The sequence below is a fragment of the Bacillus sp. NEAU-CP5 genome (assembly GCF_026420705.1).
Classification (GTDB): Bacteria; Bacillota; Bacilli; order Bacillales; family Bacillaceae; genus Bacillus; species Bacillus velezensis.
This window is the reverse complement of sequence record NZ_JAPMOV010000004.1, coordinates 116092-134219: the sequence shown is the minus strand read 5'-3', so window position 1 is coordinate 134219 and position 18128 is coordinate 116092. Positions and strand designations below refer to the sequence as shown.

The window sequence follows — 18128 nt, the reverse complement described above, 5'->3', positions numbered from 1 at the left end:
TGGGCTCTTTTTTACAGTTGCGAACTAAGAAGTCCCTTTCCCTGTATGTAAAACGGATTTAACCGCTTCTTCAATCTCCCTGTAACCCGTACATCTGCAAATATTGGACTCCAGCCAATTTTTTATCGTGTCATCACTTGCATTCGGCTCAGTATTCACTAAAGCATGACAATTCATGAGAAAACCCGGTGTGCAATAACCGCATTGAAACGCGAATTTTTCAATAAAAGCCTTTTGAATCGGCGTATTGATCAGTCCTTCAATTGTCGTAATGTCCTTTCCTTCCCCTTCTGCCGCAAGCATTAAGCAAGATTTCATCGGCACCCCGTCCGTTAATACCGTACAGGCGCCGCAATCCCCATTTAAGCAGCCCGGTTTTGCACCAGTTAATCCGAGACGAAGACGAAGAGCAAATAACAAAGTATCAGCCGGTCTGACCGTCATCTGTCTTTCCTCGCCATTTACTTTCAACGTAATAGGATCAGACATTTGGACCTCCTTCTAATTCCTGTAAGGCATCTAAAATTGTATGTTGCAAGACAAATATTCGGTATTCACTTGAGCCTTCCGCATCATCAAGAACGGGTTTGGGTACATACTGTAAAGACCTGCGCACTCTATCTTCTAATGAATAGCTTTTATCGTTAAGCACAGCCTCCATTTCAGCAGAACGAAACGGAAATGGACATACGCCGCTGAAGGCCATTCTGATCTCATCATCTTTTTTCAGCGCACAGACTGTCACCAATGGATATCCGACATTCCACTGCTGTCTTCTTTTGATACTGACAAACGGCTGGTCAACATACGCTCGATCGACAACGATATGAAATAAAATATCACCTTTTTGCAATTGTATTTCCTTGTTAAATACTTTATTTATGGGGCGGTAATGAATCCCCGCTCTCCCTGCAATCCCTAGCAAACTATCAGAAATCAGCAACGGCAGCACGGCCTCACGGTAATAGATGCCCCCGCAAATGTTTCCGCCCAGGCTGATTTTATTTCGAGACGTCCGATCCGCAATTTCACTTACCGTTTTACTTAAAAGCGGAAATGGATTTTCTTCCTCCAGTTTCGTTAATGACACGCCCGCTCCGATCACCAGATAACGTTCATAAAAACGGATGGCGTGAAATTCCGGAAGCGCGTTCATATCTATCACCGCATCCGTATAGACGATATTCAGCCTTCCTAACGTGATAATTTCCGTCCCGCCGGAATAATACATTGGTGTTTTCTTTTCGGCCGCAAGAGAGTGAAATAGATTGATTGTTTCTTGAATGGTCTTCGGTTTAAAATAGTCAAAATCAAACGGTATCATCTTTCCACCCCTCTTGCGTTCTCCATAATTGTTCGGGAATGAGAGGAAGTTGATTCAATTGGACATCTAAAGCGGCGGAAAGGCAATTTCCCAATGCGGCCGGCATCCCCAGCAGTCCGTGTTCCCCTCCGCCGCGCGCTCCATAAGGCGCAATCACATGGGGGGTTTCAACAAATTCAATGATATATTCAGGCTGCTCTCCATAGTGAAGGGGGCGGTATGTTCTAAGCTGAGGATTTAATACTCTGCCATATGAATCAAATACAAAGGTTTCTCTTCCTCCGAATGCGATTCCCATACTCATCCCCCCCATCACTTGACCCCTTGCAGCTTTTTCATTCAGTACAGTTCCTATATCCACAACAGAATAGGCTTTTGTAATCCGATACGTATAATCCCGCTTATCCAACTCAACTTCAATTCCCTGAGCACCGACAGCCCACTCGGGTCCCGGCTTTCCTCTTCCCGTTTCCCGGTCTAAATTCGTCATCCGGGTTAGTGTATAATTGCCGCTCGCAATGATTTGGCCGCCAATGGTATTTCCATTCGGAAACGTATATCCGTAAGCAATGTCTTTTATGTCAACATGTACAGAAGGATGATCTATAAAATAAACCTTTCCGTCGGCCACTTCCAATTCCTCGACAGGAACCCGCAACACACATGATGCCGCGTCCTTAAGCTTTCGAATGGCTTCCTCCGCTGCATTCAGTACGGCTCTCCCGGCCATTAACGTCCCTCTGCTCCCTACGGTTTTCCAATGCTCGGGTGTTGTTTGTGTATCTACAAGCATTTTTACGTGAATTTTGCTTATATCCATTTTCATTCGTTCCGCTAAGATTTGGGCTAGCACTGTTTTTGTCCCTGTTCCAATTTCCACTACCCCTGACATCAAATTAATGCTTCCATCGGGATTAAAGGTTAAAAGAACCCCGGATGTTGCATTTGTATCAAATGTTGAGGTTTTCCAAATACAGCTGATTCCCTTCGCCCGTATCTTCCGGCCGTCGATTTCAATTCGCTGTCCCTCGTCCCAATTCATTAATTCCTTCAATCTTTCAATACATTTCGGCACATTTCCGACCGTGCTTGAATTGAGAAGAACTTGAGTCGGTGTGGTATCACCGGGGCGAATGGCATTTTTATAGCGAAGTTCTAACGGGTCCATGTTCAGCTTTTCCGCCAATACATCCATCGTCCGCTCAAAAGCAAATAACACTTCAGCATGGCTGTAGCCCCTGAATGCACTTGGATATGGGTGATTCGTATACATACAATATGAATCACACGATATATGGTCGATAGCGTACGGACCCGTACAATCAACCACCGCAGCCCGGCTGATGTCCACTCCTTTATCAGAGTATGCTCCGCCATCAAATAAAAGCTGAATGTCCGCCGCCTTTAAAATTCCATTCTTTGTGGCTCCTAATTTGACAATGGCATCCAATCCTACATGAACGGGAGATGTGATCATATCCTCTTCTCTCGTATTAAACAATTTGACGGGCCGGCCTCCGACTGCTTTTGAGGCCAAATAGGCAATCACCTCTAACTGAACGGCTGCTTTTCCCCCGTACGCTCCTCCTACTAAAGGCGTTTTGACGATAACCTTTCCGGGTTCAATTCCAAAATACCACTGCATTAATTTTTTAATGGCAAAAGGAGCTTGAGAGGATGTGGTAATGATAATCTCCTCATCCGCCCGAATTTCAGCGATCGAGCATCTTGTCTCCATCGCAGCGTGATCAGAAGGGTTAAAGGAAATCTGGAATTCTGCTGTCACATCACTTTCCCTAAACCCGTCTACAATATTTCCTTTTCTAACCTTATCCACGTTTGCGATATTTGTCTTCGGAACCGGGAATACACCTTTTGTCTTCTCATAGCGGTCCGCATGTTCATGGACGAGTGGCGCATCCTTTTGAAAGGCCTCACGGGGGGAATTGACGACGGGAAGAGGTTTATAGGATACTTTGATGGCATCCGCGGCCTTTTTAGCTGTAATCGGATTTTCCGCAACAACAACAGCAACCGGCTCACCATGGTATCTGACCCTTTTATAAGCAATCGGCGATCTGTCTTTAATTTCTTCACCTGCAAGCGGAAAAGGTTCGTCACCCAATATCGCTCTCACACCGGGAATCTTCCAAGCTTCTGAAAAGTCCATCAACACAATATCGGCATGAGCATATGGACTGGTCAGCATTTTTGCGTGCAACGTCCCTGTTTCTTGAAAATCATCCGTATATTTCGCTTTACCCGTCACTTTTTCAAGGGCCTCTTTCCGAATGACACTCTTCCCGATATACTCCAACTCATTCACTCCCCGAATTTATTCAGCAGCAGCGTATAATCTTCAACTGTATCGACGTCATAAAAAAGCAAAGGGTCTTGAAGGCTGATCATTTTTCCCGCCTTGATCATACTTTCACGGATCACATGCCGGGCGCCCTGATCTCCCTTTAACTGATGCAATACCGGGAAACATTGATTTGAGAATAAAATAGGGGGCATAGGAAGATGCTGATTTTCAGCGGCGATAAATAAATAGCGGCGCTCCTTTTGATAGGAATCAATTAACGTATTGATGATATCTGAGGTGACAAACGGCTGATCTGCAAGGAGAATGATAACGGCGTCAGCCTCGTACGCTGCCGCTTTTTGTAAACCGCATTGTATAGAATGGCCTTGGCCCATACCCGCTTGCTCACATTCTGCCTGGCTCCACTTATTTGACATGGGATCTAAAAAGAAAAAATCCGAAAGCCAATGCAGTGAATCTCCCTTTCCCGTAATAACAAAAATATGATCTAATTCAGATAACAAGGCATTTTTAAGAGCCATACTTCCCAAAGAGACGCCATTGAGAAATAAACTTCGCTTATCCGTCCCCATGCGTCTGCTTGTACCGGCTGCCAGGTAAATGGCTGCTGTTTTCATAAAGCTGACCTTTGTTTTCGCATTTTTTGAATCATCTCGCCGACAATACTTACAGCAATCTCCTCAGGGCCTTGTGCCCCGATGGGAAGTCCGATAGGGGAATGTATATCTTCCGGAATCTCAGCCCCCCCTAAAAGCCGCTCCGTGCGCTTTCTGGGGCCTAAAACGCCTTTATAAAACACATTCTCGTTTTTTATTGTATGTAAAATGATCTGATCTTTTTGAAAGCTGTGCGTCATAATGACAACAAAATCCCTTTTTGTCATGCTCAGCCCTTTCATGACTTCTTCCGGTGCTCCCGTTATCAAATGGCCGGCTTCAGGAAAATGGCCGTGATGACATAAAGCGGGGCGCCAGTCAATCACCGTCACATGAAAACCCGCACGAGCTGCCAACGAAACTAACGGCTTCGCATCTTCCCCTGCTCCGAAGACATATAAACAAGGTTTTGGCACCATCTGATGGATAAAAAATAAATCAGAGGTATGTTCATCCCTTTTGATTCCCTTTTCCGTCTGTCTCAGTTTTTGAATACGGCCTTGTTCCATAACATCCCCGGTTCCAAACACGCTGCCGTCTTCAGCTATATACAGATCTTCCTTCGGCTCTAACGTTTTAGTGAATCGTTTCATTCGGGTCACAGACTTTTTTTCATCTAAGCATGTCTTGACTGTCATCAGATGTCGTTCCAATTCTCCTTTTACAGGCTCAAGTAAAACCGTCAAAACACCATTACAGCCAACGCCCTGTCCCCAGGATAAATCGTCTTCCGAGCTCATATCAAAGCGGACAATCAACGGCTCTCCTGCAGTCCAGACCTGTTCCGACCGTTCAACGAGGTCTTCTTCCAGACAACCGGCGGATAACATTCCGACTCTTGTTTTATCCCCTAAAATCAGCATGGAGGCCCCTTCTTTCTTATAAGCGGACCCCTCTGTTTTAATGATGGTAGCCAGTACCTTAGTTTTTTTAGAATTGGCGATGACATCCAAAATCCGGTGTATATCATCCATCTCATGTCCCCCGCTTTTACCTGATCATATCTGCGTCTGTATATCCGTATTCTTTATTTCCGGAAAACATTACAAACGCTTCAGCAATTTCTTCGTTTCTAAAAAAAAAGAGTCTTTATAGACCTTATGACCGGGCGGCGGGTGCGACAGCATGTCGGAGCGGAGAGATTCCAATAACACGCTCTGTTCCTTCTGTTTCCAGTTGTCTGTTTCACCCTGCTGTATGCCTTTAAAGCCCGCAAAGTATTCACTTAACACTTGTAAATCATTCCCCAGCTCCCTTTTGTCACTTGAAGATAAAGCTCCTTCTTTTTCCCATTCTTTTAACGTTTCCACTATATTTGATAGATACTCAAATCCGGCGTTCAACTTTTGCATCTCTATTTGATAGCTTGAAATGATGATTTTATGTTTTTTTCTGACGGGGTTGAATTTTAAGCTGTCAGAGGCTGTTTGCAGCATCTCTTTTGCCGTATGCAGCTCTTGCAGAAGATTGTTCATTTTATACGCCATGAGGTTCCCTTTTCCTTGTCCCCACTCTGATTGCACCCATTTGGAGAGGTCTGAAAGTGTGCCGGAAAGCTGACGAGCCAATGTTTGAAAAGAGTCCGCTGCCTTTTTTGTGTAGTCCGGCGGAAAAAGGAACATGTGAACCAGAATGGCGATGATGACGCCGATCACCGTATCGATTATTCGGTCGAATGCATAATCTTTAGAGTTCCGTTCAAACGTAAAGACCAACAAAATGGTGAGCGCTACCTGATGTAAAACCGTTACATCTATTCGCAACCACTTCGCAATGTAAGTACCGCCTAACAGGAACAGCCCCAGCATCCAGCCATTCATTGGCAAGTGACTGACAAGAAAGGACGTTAGCATGATCCCAATCGCAGTTCCCGCAATACGATGAAAAGAAAAGCGAATCGACTGATCTATCGTTGGCTGTAAACATAAGATAACAGATAGAGGCGCTAAATAGGGATGATCAGAGCCCGCCAGTTTTGCCGCTTCCCAAGCAACCGCAGAGGCAATCGCCATCTTCCAAACCAAAGATGTTTTGTTTTGAATTTTTTCACTTTTCATCATACGCCCCCTCCTTTCAGAAACCTTTTCCACTAGGTTTCCGTTACGCAAAGGGATTTATACTGTCGTATGGAAAAAGCGAAAGAAGCTGTTGTTTGCAATAAAGGTGCTTCTCTGGGCTCTTCTGGTTTCTTCCCTCCTTGATAACTTCGCATCAGATATGAACCCTGCTCTCCTATGACTTTCGAAGGGAAACATACAAACCGTGTTGGTTAATGTGATGAAATTGGGTGAATTTTTTATCATTTTATATGGTAAGGGTTTAAGATGCAGATTGCCTTTGTTAGTATGGCAACCAAAGGAGGAGGATCAATTATGCAAAACAGAATGAAGCTAACCGCAGTGAAACTGGCAGCCTTGGTATTCCTAGTAGGTGCCTTTGCCCTCCCGGTTTTACCCCATGCTGCGGCTGCCGCAGCATCCCAAGCTACATACAAAGTTGAAAACCTCAACGACAGTGAGCTGAAGATGACGTTCAATCATGCAGATGTTCATATTGACGCTAAAGGCAATCCCCGTGATAGGTCTTGAGGGTTTAAAAGGTCTGGACGTTCTCATGTTGCTTTTATTTTGAATTATCTTTTTCTATCGAATATTATAGAAACATTTTAGAAAATTCTCTCTTGTCTCATTATTACTTCAATAAAACTTGGGAATATATCTAATAAATATATTCCCGATATTGATGTCTTTCATTATTCATTCATATTTCTATTTAGTTTGTTATTGTCTGATTATTCTTCAATGTAATCAAATTCATTAACATATTGATTGACTAATCCTTCTTGACCAGATAAGAACGTATATTTTGAATATTTTTTGTAACTGTTCGGTGGCGTATTATCAACAATGATCAATTGGTGGTTTTTGCTTAATTCAACAAAAATTTTATAAATTTCTTCATATACTTCTGGATCATTGATTCTGTTCTTATTATTCTTTTCTTCTTCGTCCATTTCAACTCGGATAGTTCCCAGATACTTACTTATGGAATCTAATAATAAAAACCCTGGATGTCCTTTTGCATAACCTCTATCTTTGCTAGACACTATTGCTGCTAAAAAAGATATTTGCATACATTCCAGAAGACCTCCACTTTCATGTTCAAAAACACTTGCTCCATCATGGTATGGAGTATAATTGTCGAAATCAATATATGTATTTTTTGTATTGTACTTCAACCTTTCCATATAAGATTTATACTTATCATTTAAATAGTCAAATATCCTCTTTTTTTCATCCTCACTAACCTTTAAATTTTCCAAATCACTTTCTAATCTTCCAATTTGGGCATTTAAATCATCAATAAGATTATTTTTTTCATCTATTTTACGATGAATTCTTATACATTCATCTGTAATTTCTTTCTTTTTATTATAACTATTGATGATACTATTGATACTGTCAATTTGAGAAAGATATGGAACAGATGTCTTTTTATTGAACTCACCGATAGCATTGCTTAGTATTTCCCGCTCCTTGTTAAGACTGAAGATTTTAGTGTTAATTCCTTCTATCTCTTTCAAGTCATTTTCAATTAACTTATTTACAAGCTTCATTTTATTTATTATATCTCTTTGAATTTTATTTAATATCTTCTGAGTGGGTTTATTTTCTTGGTGCATATGACTAATAACTGCTGAGTGACACAATGGACATTCTATTTTATGATCTTCAACAACCAAGTGATAATTAATTTCCATTGTTGCATCAGTTTCAGATTTTTCTTTTTCATACTCTCCTAATAGAAATCTCTTTGAAGCAATAGACATCCTTAAATCTTTTTTTTGTTTTTCATAAATAAAAATCTGATTTGCTATTTCGATTAACCTATCTTTTAATTTTATGTACATAACGTTTTCACTATTAACGCCATCTTTATGTTCATTAAGAATTACTTCCTTTTGTTTTTTTTGCTTAGTAATCTCCTTTTGAATTAAATCGACTTCACTTTGCAAACTACCAAAATCACTTGCTTCCTTATCTTCTAAATAAGAAATTAAACCTGTTTTTTCTCTTCTTATAGTTTCTACTCTATTTTTTGCGTTAACTAGTTGTTCGTTTAATTGGTCTTTATCAGATTCCACTAAATTAAAAATCATTTCAAATGCATAAGGGTTTTTATTTTTTTTAAATGTTGCGTTATTATCTAAAAAGTTACCCGTCCCAAGAGAATGTTGCTTTATATACACATATCTAAAAATATCTCTAAAGGATATTGTTTCTAGTTCCTGTTCGGTACTATGGGCTTTATATTTAGTACGCTTGTATTCATTAATATTAAGTTTTCCCATTATAATTTGTATTGCTTCTTTAATTTCCACATTCTTTGGTATATAACCGTTAATGTTATCAACATTACAAAAATATATGCTTATCTTTGATTGCTTTTGCTTAAGTGATCTGCTTAAAGTAAAGATTTCATCTTCTATGCTTATTTCAAGAAAAACTCGATCACAATGCTGGGCTAATTCTTTTTGAACTTTAAGTTTAATACTGTCACTTTTCCCCAAACAATAATCTATTAAACTTAGTACTAATGACTTTCCTGATGTTCTGTCCCCCCTGATTATAGTTAAACCTTTATCAAAATCAAGGGTTCTTTTATATCTAGTACCAAGAAGAATTAACTTATTTAAAATCATTTTATCACTCCCTTTAATTTATTGTTATTTTCTGGATTATTTTCAATTAAACTGATTATGTTAGAATATTCATTTATCAAGTCAGGAAAACTATTCAATTCTAGATTATTGAGGAACTCATTACCTTTTTGAGTTAAACGCATTCCTATTTGTGATGCTTTTGAAGTTAGATTTCCCTTTACTTCTATAAAGTCTAAGTGCACCATTTCTAAAATTATTTGGTTAATTCCTTGTTCATATCTATAATATAAATTCCTTGAGGCTTCTTCTCTTTCTCCATCAATTTCGATAAGCTTTATCATTCCGAAGTTTACAAGGCTATAATAAAAAACAATGTCTGATACCTTTACAAACTTCCTCTTACTTTTTTGATAAAATGAGTATAGAAGGCATAGGGTTTTTATCATCTCTAACTGACTGTTATCAAACAACAACCTAATTGATGGTGGCACAAAAGAATATTCATTATTAAAATTACTCATTTGATTCGTTTCTCCCCCCACCAAATATCTCTTTTTTCATCATCAGCTAAAATGTGAATTAATCCTCTATTTTCATCCTCGTCAGAAACTTCATTTTCACTGAACAATTTCGATCGTCTACCTAAATCTAACTTTTTTAATGTTTCATGAACAACTTCAACAAATTGCTGACTATTACCGAATTTTTCATATGTGTCTGAGTATTTTTCTTTATATTTAATGAAGACCTTCCCCAATAAAATATCAATTACTCCAATAGACATACCACTATTTTTAAGCTCACGAATATAACTTTCAGCAGCGACATAAAATAATGAACTTAAGTCTATAAGTCCAGACGTAATGTTTTCAACCTTTAATTTCTTATAAAAGAGATTACTCTCGACATTTTTATCCATGTCTGATATTTTAGCACCAGTTATCAACAGTTTATTGTCAATGATTTCACAATTTTCCCCTTCTTTTGTATTACTATCTGTATCATCCTCATTTTTTCGCTCTGCTACCAAACCTAAAACTTTCCTTATCTCTTTAGGATGAGATGAATTTTCCGAGTTATATTTAATTGTTGTTAATCCAAACTTATCTTTAAGCTCTTTAACTCTAAAATCAGGAGGATTATCCAGAAGAATATAATGTTGTCCTTTGAAGAACTCTCTGTGGTCCAATATTAACTTCTGAATAAATTGATCATCGAATGAGAATCCCATAAACAACAACTTCTTTGTACTTGTCACAGCCTTAAGTAGATTATTGTACTTTTCATCATTATAAAGATCTTTATAACTATCCCTACTAATTACAATTGATCCTGCATTAGACAAATAACCATGCAGATGAAACACCCGTTTTTTGTCAAATAATGTTTGTGTACTAAAATCTATATCTCTTAAAAGCATAGGGTATGTTTCACAATTAATATATTTATAAAGTAAGTTTTCATAATTAGTAGTTAGAAATAACTTAAAATCCATTTTTCCTATATCCACATAATTATGTAGAGATTCATCATCTATATGAATTTTTTTCTCTTCAATTATTTCTATTATTAAAGACTGTATATCTTGATCGTCCAAGCTCATGAACTTTTTTATTTGGTCAATTGCATCCCAGTAATCATTTCTTGCTAGTAATACATCTACTGCCGCTCTAACAAAATCAAAGTCACCAACTGCATATTTAGCAGTAATATCCTCGATTAACTCCTTCCAGGTCGGAACTTTAAAAGGAACGGATAATCCTGCACCAATAAAAGGCACAACTTTCCCCTCTAAATAATCTTTTTTAAGATTTACTAAATTAAAGTCCATTCTCTCTCTCCTCTTGAAGTACATCCCAAATAATAATTTCTTAAGCAAAGATATACTTACAATATTTTACTATTTAATAAATTTGGTACCAAACGATATAAAATATAGACCTAATCTTTGAGAATTTCCTTCTACTAATCCTGAAGTACTCTTACTTACTAAAGGTAATGCTCTCGTGATAATATCTATTTGAGAAAGAAAATTTTCTATTTATAATCAACATATATAGATGATTTCGAATATTCATAAACCATTTTATATTTATTAATATCACTAGTTATTCTATTCAGATAGTCTATCAAAAATGAATAAAATAAAGAGAATGAATGTTGCTCTTTAGTAAATGTATATCCATGTACTGTTTCTCCTGAAAATACATTATCAACTACATTATTCGAATACTCATTAGCTTCAGAAATAAGGTTATAAAGTTGTCCATCTGCACAAAATACTATATCAAAATTCTTTTCTTCTAATCGATTAAGATGTTCTAATATACTCCCTTCGGATTTATATGCAAATAATACTGCTAAAGGCTCTCTACTCAAAGATTGTCTAATTTCAACATCATTTCTATACAAAGCTTTTAGATTATTTACTTTTTTATTATCTTCTTCAATCTTTTTCTTATTTAACCTCATAGTACATTCAATTACTGCTCTTAAACTACCCATATGAATTATTTGGTTTGCATAACCAGAATAAAGAGGAGGATAATTATTTGCATCATATAAAAGGATATCACTCTGATTACTTATTCCCAAATCTGTATGAACAAATCCAGTTGTTACACTGTATTTTTTAGGTAAATATTTTTTCAGAAAGTTCTTTAATATCTCTTCTGCTTCTTTTCCTTTCTCACCGCTATGAGTTAATTTATATACTAAATCTAATTCACTTAGTATTTTTTCAAAATTACCTCTAAGTAGTTCAACATATAATCTTTTATTACTCTCTCTATTCATTGATGATAGTTTCTCCTCTCAACATCCAAGTTAATTAAAAAATAAACTGCACTAACTAAAGAATGCAGTTTATTTTATATTCTAATCCTCACTACTTTAAAGCTCACCTTAACGCTTTAAAAGTGAGTGAGCAATTAAATCCTAATTTCCCTTAAAGATAATAAAGAGAATACAGAGAAAAGATAGATTTTTTTTAACACTCTCCTTTTACTTGTCTAATTTATAAACATCTCCAAAAAAAGTATTGCAACAAATCTATAAAAGGACTGAATAAGCTGACTATTTTATTCTGCTTTTCATCACTTAACTGATAGAACAATGAAAGACCTGCAAATGTAGTTGCTGCTATGGATAATATAACCGTAAAAATTGAAAGTCCAAAGGACCTTCTTCTTAGAGAGTTGTTTGTTTTAATTTCAAGCAATCGAACCGTGTCATCTATCATTTTTGCAAAATGCTGTGAATGTTCAGATGTTTTATCAATATAATACTTAGTGTTCTCGATAATCATTTCAGTTGTACTCAAATTATTATATTTAGGATAAGATGGTTCGAACTCAGCTATTTTATTTATTTCAGATTTTACTTTATCAAAGTAGTTATTGCCAATTTCATTTTTAAATCTTTTAAGAATCTGCAAGTTTCGTTCTAATTCATACCTTATATTTATCAATTTATGATACTTGGGTTTTTCCTTTTGTATTGATGAAAAAGTGTTATTTTGTTTTATAGCAATCTTTTTACTTGTATCTACAGCATACTCTCTCATCACCATAGTCGGTAGGAGTAGCTTCACAAATTCTTCTAACATATAAACAATCTGAAATTCAAATGAATGATACATTGGTTCCCGTTTTATTGTTGAGTTACAAGTAACCTTTAATGAACTATCAATAAGATGTGGCTTTCTTCCTTCATTAAATAACTGCCAGTAACCATCCTTAGATATATCGCTAAATGCACTATCCATTCCCATAGAACCCCAGAATGAACTTATTTTCTCATTTTCACCGTGTTTAAAAACACAAGAAGTCTGATTCAATTTGTAGACTTCAATACTTGGAGGAATCAGTTTATTTTTTGTGAAATATAAGGGAAAGTATTTACTAATTTCTTTCATTGTCCTCCATTTTAGTTCTATAATTAAATCTTCTAACATCTGATTCTTTACAATATCACCTGATAATCCTTTCCCGCCCCAAAACTTAAAAAAGTTTTTGAAACTAAGGTCAAATGAATGCCCCTCTTTTATATCACTTTCAATTAACTTCTTATATTCACTAATGAATTTATCAGAGGGATTTATGACAAATTGCAAAATAATTGAAGATGAAGATAAGTGTGTTCCATGGATGTGAATGTCATTTACAAAATCTGAAACTTTTTTCTCGTTAGTAAGATCTATAAAGCCAAAGTTACTCCAACGTCCTCCATGAATACTCTTTTTCACCTCATTACAAAATTCATCTACATTCTCTGCTTGTCCATGTTGAAAACCGTATGGATAATTTTTTACCAGTTTTTTTAGTCCTTTATTAAGCATATCCACATTCTCAATTGGTATATATTCAGCTATATATATAGAAAGCAAATCTAAGTCAATGTCTTTAGGGATTTCAGCGGTACTGATTTTGTCTCTTTCCCCACCTTTTACGGTAATTTTTGCATATTTTAACACTTTAGGTATATATTTTGACTTTTTGTTCCGGTCCCCATCCGAAGGAATCCTTTTAATATAAGGGACGATAATACCAGTAAATTTTTCATTGAATTTTTCCTTCAAACTTAGTCTATTACGACTGTATGGATTCTTTAACTTTATCATTTTTGCCCCCTTCGATAAAATTTTTACGGAATAGTCAAACACATATTTTTTAAATAATGGATATATAGTTAATAAATGTTTATTACTGTATGTTTATATTTTACTCCAAATCGCTATCTACTTATGGTACGGCTCCCCACGATTAATCCGAAACGCCCGATAAATCTGCTCCACCAGAATCAGCCGCATCAGCTGATGAGGAAACGTCATTTTCGAGAAAGACAACTTTTCATCCGATCGCTTCATCACTGCGTCGCTTAGTCCTAGTGAGCCGCCGATGACGAAGGTGATTTTGCTTTTTCCATAAGTCGCCAGCTTATCTATTGTATCGGCCAGTTCTTCGGATGTTTTCATTTTTCCTTCGATGGCGAGGGCGATGACGTGGGTGTCCGGGCTGATTTTGGCCAGGATGCGTTCGCCTTCTTTGTCTTTGACGATTTTCATGTCTTGGTCGCTCAGGTTTTCCGGCGCTTTTTCGTCCGGGAGTTCGATGATGTCGATTTTTGCGTAGGCTGAGAGTCGTTTTTTGTATTCTTCAATGCCTTGCTTGAGGTATTTTTCTTTTAGTTTTCCGATGGTCACAATATTGATATTCACAGGTCATCCCCACTTTAGAAACAAGTTATTCATATATATTGTCCACAATTGTGGATATCTTTTCTGTATTTTGTGTAGGATCATTCGTTCCCTACTAGATATGTTGCAGTGTCCCCACATAATTCACAGGCTGTGGATAAACTGTTAGTATGTTCGATTTTTCTGATTTCGGGCGGAAGCTCATGATCATCTATGTACATGTCCAGCACGGTTTCGATATGTTCTTCACAAGAATAATAAGCGGTTTTCATAGTTACGTCCTCCGGTTTTCTTTTGCGCGCGGCAATTGTTCTCTTTTCAATATAACCTATTTATACACATGTTAGTAGTGCTTCGGGCTGAGTTTTATCCACAATTCGGCAAATCACGCGCAAAAAGAGCCGGTGTTTTCAGCATCCGGCTCTTTACGTGTTTTCTCTTTTTTCTAAGCGAAGGACGAACAGAATTCCTAATAGATACGCCAGCAGTGTAGAGCATACATCTATCCAGTCCAGCCTTCCGCCGTTTAAAAAAGAGTTGGTTATTACGGGTGACGGTCACCGCGGCAAGCTTTTTCTTCATCGGCTCCCTCTAAATTCCTCTATCTCTATGTTCGGTCGGCTTTTTTCTTGTTATATAGCCTTATCATGAGGGTCACAACGATATATACAATCATAATCAATGCCCCGTTGCTCACATCAGGGTATCCAATCAACATATTCATTATGACAAAAACAATGGTTATACAAATGACGGACAACAATAAGAAGATACTGAATGATTTCAAATGAACACCTTCTTTCTTGCAGTAAGATTTCATTATAAAAAGCTTACCAAAAGCGGCAAGCTCTTCCGAAATGTTTATACTCTTCAAAACCCACCCATCACCTGCACATCATACAGCTTGAGATGGCTTTTCGGCGTGACGATGTTTTTTAAGTTTGGGATGGTCAGGTCGTTCAGTTTTTTGCCCGTTTTCAGGTCGAAGGATTCGATTTTGGCGGGCTTTTTGTAGCTGTACGTGAACAGATACAGCTTTCCGTTTTGATGGGTCAGCTCCTTGAAGTCGGCCTTCATTCGTGATGCGGGGAGGGTGAAGGCCTTTTTGCTTTTTCCGGTCTCAGGGTTGATGCGGTAGACGGTTCCGAAGCCGTCAACGAAATAGAAGCTGCGCTGCTCCATGAAAAAGCTTTTTTTGAAGCTGAACGGCATGGAGTCATAGATCGTCTGTTCGTCATTTTTATAAGTGGCGATGTCATATGTTTTGATAGCGCCGCTGTGTTTCATGACTTTCACCATTTGATAGATGTGATCGGCTTTTTCCCCTCTGGTGACAAAGCCGATGGCGCTGTCGTCCGCGGCGAGCTGGGATTCGACAGACGTGCCTTCTTTATACGTCCATGTCGCGATTGATTTTGTATGGAGCTTCTCTTTATCGGCCTGAATGTCTTGGATGTGATAGCCTTTTTCGTCATCTGTCGGCGTGAGCGCGAAAAGATGATCTTTAAAAAAGCCTGAAGCGCGGATGTAGTGCGGAATGACGTCTTGCTTCCACCTGCCGTCAATCTGGCGGTACAGCTCTGAACGGTAGCTGCCGCCGCTCTTGTCATAGCCCGAATTATACAGCGTGTAAAAGCCTTTCGCCCGCTCGATATATCCCGCGCTGTCTCCCGTATGCTGGTACGCTCTTTTATACGTGTGAAGGCCGCCCTGAACGGTGTAGATTCCTTTTTTGTCCTCCAGCAGCACGCTTTCGTCATGCACTTTGGCCGATCCGAGCTCAAGCCCCTTCATTTGATAAGAAGAGAGCCGCCCTTTTTCATCGGCGAAGAGGGCGTAGCTTTTTCCGCCGCCGAACGTGTCTTGGTCAGCGGCAGTGGAGAAATACAGCAGCGCCTCTTTATCTTTCAGAAAATCAGGGTCATTTAATGTGTCTCTCGCAACCTCCGCAGGATCTTCCGTGCGAAAATAGAAGAAGCATAAGACCGCTGCGGCGGCGATGATCACTAAGGGTATCCAGATGATTTTTTTCACGTTATTCTCCTTAGTGAATGGTCAGAATCGTGGTTGTGTAGGACGAGCTTGTGATGTCGCGCGGATATACGCCTAAGCCGCCGTTAGAGTCGATATCAATCCCCGCTTTTAAAAGGAATGCCGACCACAGCAGTTTTGAGCAGTTTTTGGCGCCTTCATGGCCCGTATTTCTGTTATTGACGAAGTTGAAGGAGTACTCATCACCCACTCTTGATACGGCCCAGTCAGCGGCGGCTTGTTTTTGGGCATCAGTGACTTTCACGGTCTGGACGATTGAATTGTCTTCGACTTCTCTGCCGTTATAAGCAATCTGGCGTACGCCGTCTCCCGGCACGGATTCAACAATTTTGTCAGCGGATGAATACATGCCGACATGCCCGTGGTTGTAATAAGCCGTGTATGAGTTCGTGTAATAAATATTGCCTTTTGTGCTTTTCGGAAGTTTTTTTGTGCCTGATGATCCGCCCATTGCAGAGAGCCCTTCTTTGGAAGCGATTACATTTCCTTGCACCTTGTCTGCCGTGATTTCTTGATGAAACTGCTTGAGAATTGCTTCTGTTGAAACGTGCTTCTGTTTGGCAAGCTCTTTGGCGGATTGGAGAACGTCTTGAGGAGTCGTGCCCTGCTGAAGGTCTGCGATTTCTTTTGCGTAACGGGCTGCTTCTGTTTCTTTTGCTTTTACATTCAAACCGGAGAACGACAGAACCATGGTGAATGACAGGGCAAACGGGAGAACGGCTTTGAACAGCTTTTTACACATTGACTTCGCCTCTTTTCTTTGAGTATAATTTTTCCACATTTTCATTATATGACGAAATTGTGATAAAAAAATATACAATTTACAGATTTTTAAAAATTTTATAACAATATGTAAATCTTATGCATAAATCATTTTCAAATATCAGGAAATCCGGTTATCATACAAGAAAGGGGGAGGACATATGAAGGACAGAACGATCGGTTCGATGCGGGTTTCCGCAATGGGGTTAGGGTGCATGGGCATGTCGGAATACTATGGCAGCCAGAGTGAGGAAGAGTCGATTTCCACACTGCATCATGCCGTTCATCTCGGCGTGAATGTGTTTGATACGGCTGATCAATACGGATTGGGTGCGAATGAAGAACTTGTCGGCAGAGCGCTCGCCCCATTCAGAAAGGAGCTGTGCCTCGCGACGAAATTCGGTTATGTCCGAAGTGAAAAGGGTGAGTTTATCGAAATCAACGGACGGCCCGATTATGTGAAAAAAGCGTGTGACGCCAGTCTGAAACGCCTTGGGACGGATTATATCGACCTTTATTATCTGCACCGGGTTGATCCGCGGGTGCCGATTGAAGAAACTGTCGGCGCCATGAAGGAGCTGATAGACGAAGGAAAGGTGAGATATATCGGATTGTCAGAGGCTTCCGCAGAAACGATCAGGCGCGCCGTCCGCATTCACCCGATTGCCGCGCTTCAATCGGAATATTCTTTATGGAGCAGGGAAGCGGAGGAGCATGTGCTGCCCGCCTGCCGTGAGCTCGGTATCTCATTTGTGCCTTACAGTCCGCTCGGCAGAGGTTTTCTTTCCGGAAAGATGACGTCGACCGAGCAGCTGGATGCCGATGATTACAGAAGAAGAACGCCGAGATTCCAGGGAGACAATTTAGCGGTGAATATAGGACTCGTCCAAAAACTTACCGCCATTGCCCGGGAAATGAATATCACCGCGCCACAGCTTGCGCTCGCATGGGTTCTCGCAAACGGCGATGATCTCATTCCGATCCCGGGCACAAAAAAGAAACACTACTTGGAAGAAAACCTCGCCGCTCTCGACATTGTGCTTCCCGAGGATGTGAAGGCGCAGTTGGATGAGATGTTTCCGATCGGCACTGCGGCCGGCGAGCGTTATCCGGAACACATGATGACATTGTTAGATGAATAACAAAAG

At 39.2% G+C, this 18128-nt stretch carries 17 protein-coding genes and 1 pseudogene; 2 read left to right on the top strand and 16 right to left on the bottom strand.

From position 1 onward, the window contains the following. Nucleotides 1-24 precede the first annotated feature (24 nt). From OTK50_RS13460 to OTK50_RS13435, 6 genes are all read right to left on the bottom strand, one after another. On the bottom strand, nucleotides 25-489 hold the full coding sequence (locus OTK50_RS13460; RefSeq protein WP_071392502.1) for a (2Fe-2S)-binding protein: 465 nt from the start codon (nucleotides 487-489) through the stop codon (nucleotides 25-27). After that, on the bottom strand, nucleotides 482-1324 hold the full coding sequence (locus OTK50_RS13455; protein ID WP_252206651.1) for an FAD binding domain-containing protein: 843 nt from the start codon (nucleotides 1322-1324) through the stop codon (nucleotides 482-484). The genes OTK50_RS13460 and OTK50_RS13455 overlap by 8 nt, the downstream gene beginning before the upstream one ends. Further along, complete coding sequence (locus tag OTK50_RS13450) at nucleotides 1311-3641, bottom strand: xanthine dehydrogenase family protein molybdopterin-binding subunit (RefSeq protein WP_266121905.1); 2331 nt, start codon at nucleotides 3639-3641, stop codon at nucleotides 1311-1313. The genes OTK50_RS13455 and OTK50_RS13450 overlap by 14 nt, the downstream gene beginning before the upstream one ends. A 5-nt stretch (nucleotides 3642-3646) precedes the next feature. Then, nucleotides 3647-4267, bottom strand: coding sequence for an NTP transferase domain-containing protein (locus OTK50_RS13445; RefSeq protein WP_266121904.1), 621 nt, complete (start codon nucleotides 4265-4267; stop codon nucleotides 3647-3649). Next, entirely contained in the window at nucleotides 4264-5280 is a 1017-nt protein-coding gene (locus OTK50_RS13440) for an XdhC family protein (protein WP_224223927.1), read from the bottom strand. Before OTK50_RS13440 ends, OTK50_RS13445 begins: the two co-directional genes overlap by 4 nt. Before the next feature lie 69 nt (nucleotides 5281-5349). After that, nucleotides 5350-6366: an FUSC family protein gene (locus OTK50_RS13435; RefSeq protein WP_224223928.1), complete on the bottom strand. Its 1017-nt coding sequence runs from the start codon at nucleotides 6364-6366 to the stop codon at nucleotides 5350-5352. 312 nt (nucleotides 6367-6678) lie between these two features. On the opposite strand from OTK50_RS13435, the pseudogene OTK50_RS13430 reads away from it, so the two are divergent. Next, nucleotides 6679-6876, top strand: a pseudogene (locus OTK50_RS13430) (Pathogenicity island protein); the annotation flags it as partial. Between the two features lie 221 nt (nucleotides 6877-7097). On the opposite strand, the gene OTK50_RS13425 reads toward OTK50_RS13430, so the two are convergent. The 10 genes from OTK50_RS13425 to OTK50_RS13380 all read right to left on the bottom strand — a co-directional run bounded on the left by OTK50_RS13425 (nucleotide 7098) and on the right by OTK50_RS13380 (nucleotide 16960). Beyond that, nucleotides 7098-9008 (bottom strand): hypothetical protein, encoded by a 1911-nt coding sequence (locus OTK50_RS13425; RefSeq protein ID WP_224223929.1) that lies wholly within the window; start codon nucleotides 9006-9008, stop codon nucleotides 7098-7100. Further along, nucleotides 9005-9490 (bottom strand): hypothetical protein, encoded by a 486-nt coding sequence (locus tag OTK50_RS13420; RefSeq protein ID WP_045209423.1) that lies wholly within the window; start codon nucleotides 9488-9490, stop codon nucleotides 9005-9007. The genes OTK50_RS13425 and OTK50_RS13420 overlap by 4 nt, the downstream gene beginning before the upstream one ends. Continuing rightward, nucleotides 9487-10800: an SIR2 family NAD-dependent protein deacylase gene (locus tag OTK50_RS13415; protein WP_045209424.1), complete on the bottom strand. Its 1314-nt coding sequence runs from the start codon at nucleotides 10798-10800 to the stop codon at nucleotides 9487-9489. The genes OTK50_RS13420 and OTK50_RS13415 overlap by 4 nt, the downstream gene beginning before the upstream one ends. 206 nt (nucleotides 10801-11006) lie before the next feature. Beyond that, the gene (locus OTK50_RS13410) at nucleotides 11007-11765 is read right to left on the bottom strand and encodes a DUF6602 domain-containing protein (protein WP_052510559.1); all 759 of its coding nucleotides are present in this window, start codon (nucleotides 11763-11765) and stop codon (nucleotides 11007-11009) included. 220 nt (nucleotides 11766-11985) lie between these two features. Beyond that, nucleotides 11986-13590 carry a hypothetical protein gene (locus OTK50_RS13405; RefSeq protein ID WP_224223930.1) on the bottom strand — a complete coding sequence of 535 codons (1605 nt, stop codon included), beginning with the start codon at nucleotides 13588-13590 and terminating at the stop codon, nucleotides 11986-11988. A gap of 117 nt (nucleotides 13591-13707) precedes the next feature. Then, entirely contained in the window at nucleotides 13708-14187 is a 480-nt protein-coding gene (rlmH, locus tag OTK50_RS13400; protein WP_224223931.1) for a 23S rRNA (pseudouridine(1915)-N(3))-methyltransferase RlmH, read from the bottom strand. 80 nt (nucleotides 14188-14267) lie between these two features. Further along, the gene (locus OTK50_RS13395; RefSeq protein WP_004393147.1) at nucleotides 14268-14438 is read right to left on the bottom strand and encodes a CxxH/CxxC protein; all 171 of its coding nucleotides are present in this window, start codon (nucleotides 14436-14438) and stop codon (nucleotides 14268-14270) included. Nucleotides 14439-14532: 94 nt separating this feature from the next. After that, complete coding sequence (locus tag OTK50_RS13390; RefSeq protein ID WP_032875455.1) at nucleotides 14533-14748, bottom strand: hypothetical protein; 216 nt, start codon at nucleotides 14746-14748, stop codon at nucleotides 14533-14535. Nucleotides 14749-15036: 288 nt separating this feature from the next. Beyond that, nucleotides 15037-16200 (bottom strand): hypothetical protein, encoded by a 1164-nt coding sequence (locus OTK50_RS13385; RefSeq protein WP_224223932.1) that lies wholly within the window; start codon nucleotides 16198-16200, stop codon nucleotides 15037-15039. Nucleotides 16201-16210: 10 nt separating this feature from the next. Next, the gene (locus OTK50_RS13380) at nucleotides 16211-16960 is read right to left on the bottom strand and encodes a YiiX/YebB-like N1pC/P60 family cysteine hydrolase (protein WP_038464616.1); all 750 of its coding nucleotides are present in this window, start codon (nucleotides 16958-16960) and stop codon (nucleotides 16211-16213) included. Between the two features lie 181 nt (nucleotides 16961-17141). Between OTK50_RS13380 and OTK50_RS13375 the strand changes: the two genes are divergently transcribed. After that, nucleotides 17142-18122 carry an aldo/keto reductase gene (locus tag OTK50_RS13375; RefSeq protein WP_239033897.1) on the top strand — a complete coding sequence of 327 codons (981 nt, stop codon included), beginning with the start codon at nucleotides 17142-17144 and terminating at the stop codon, nucleotides 18120-18122. Nucleotides 18123-18128 lie beyond the last annotated feature (6 nt).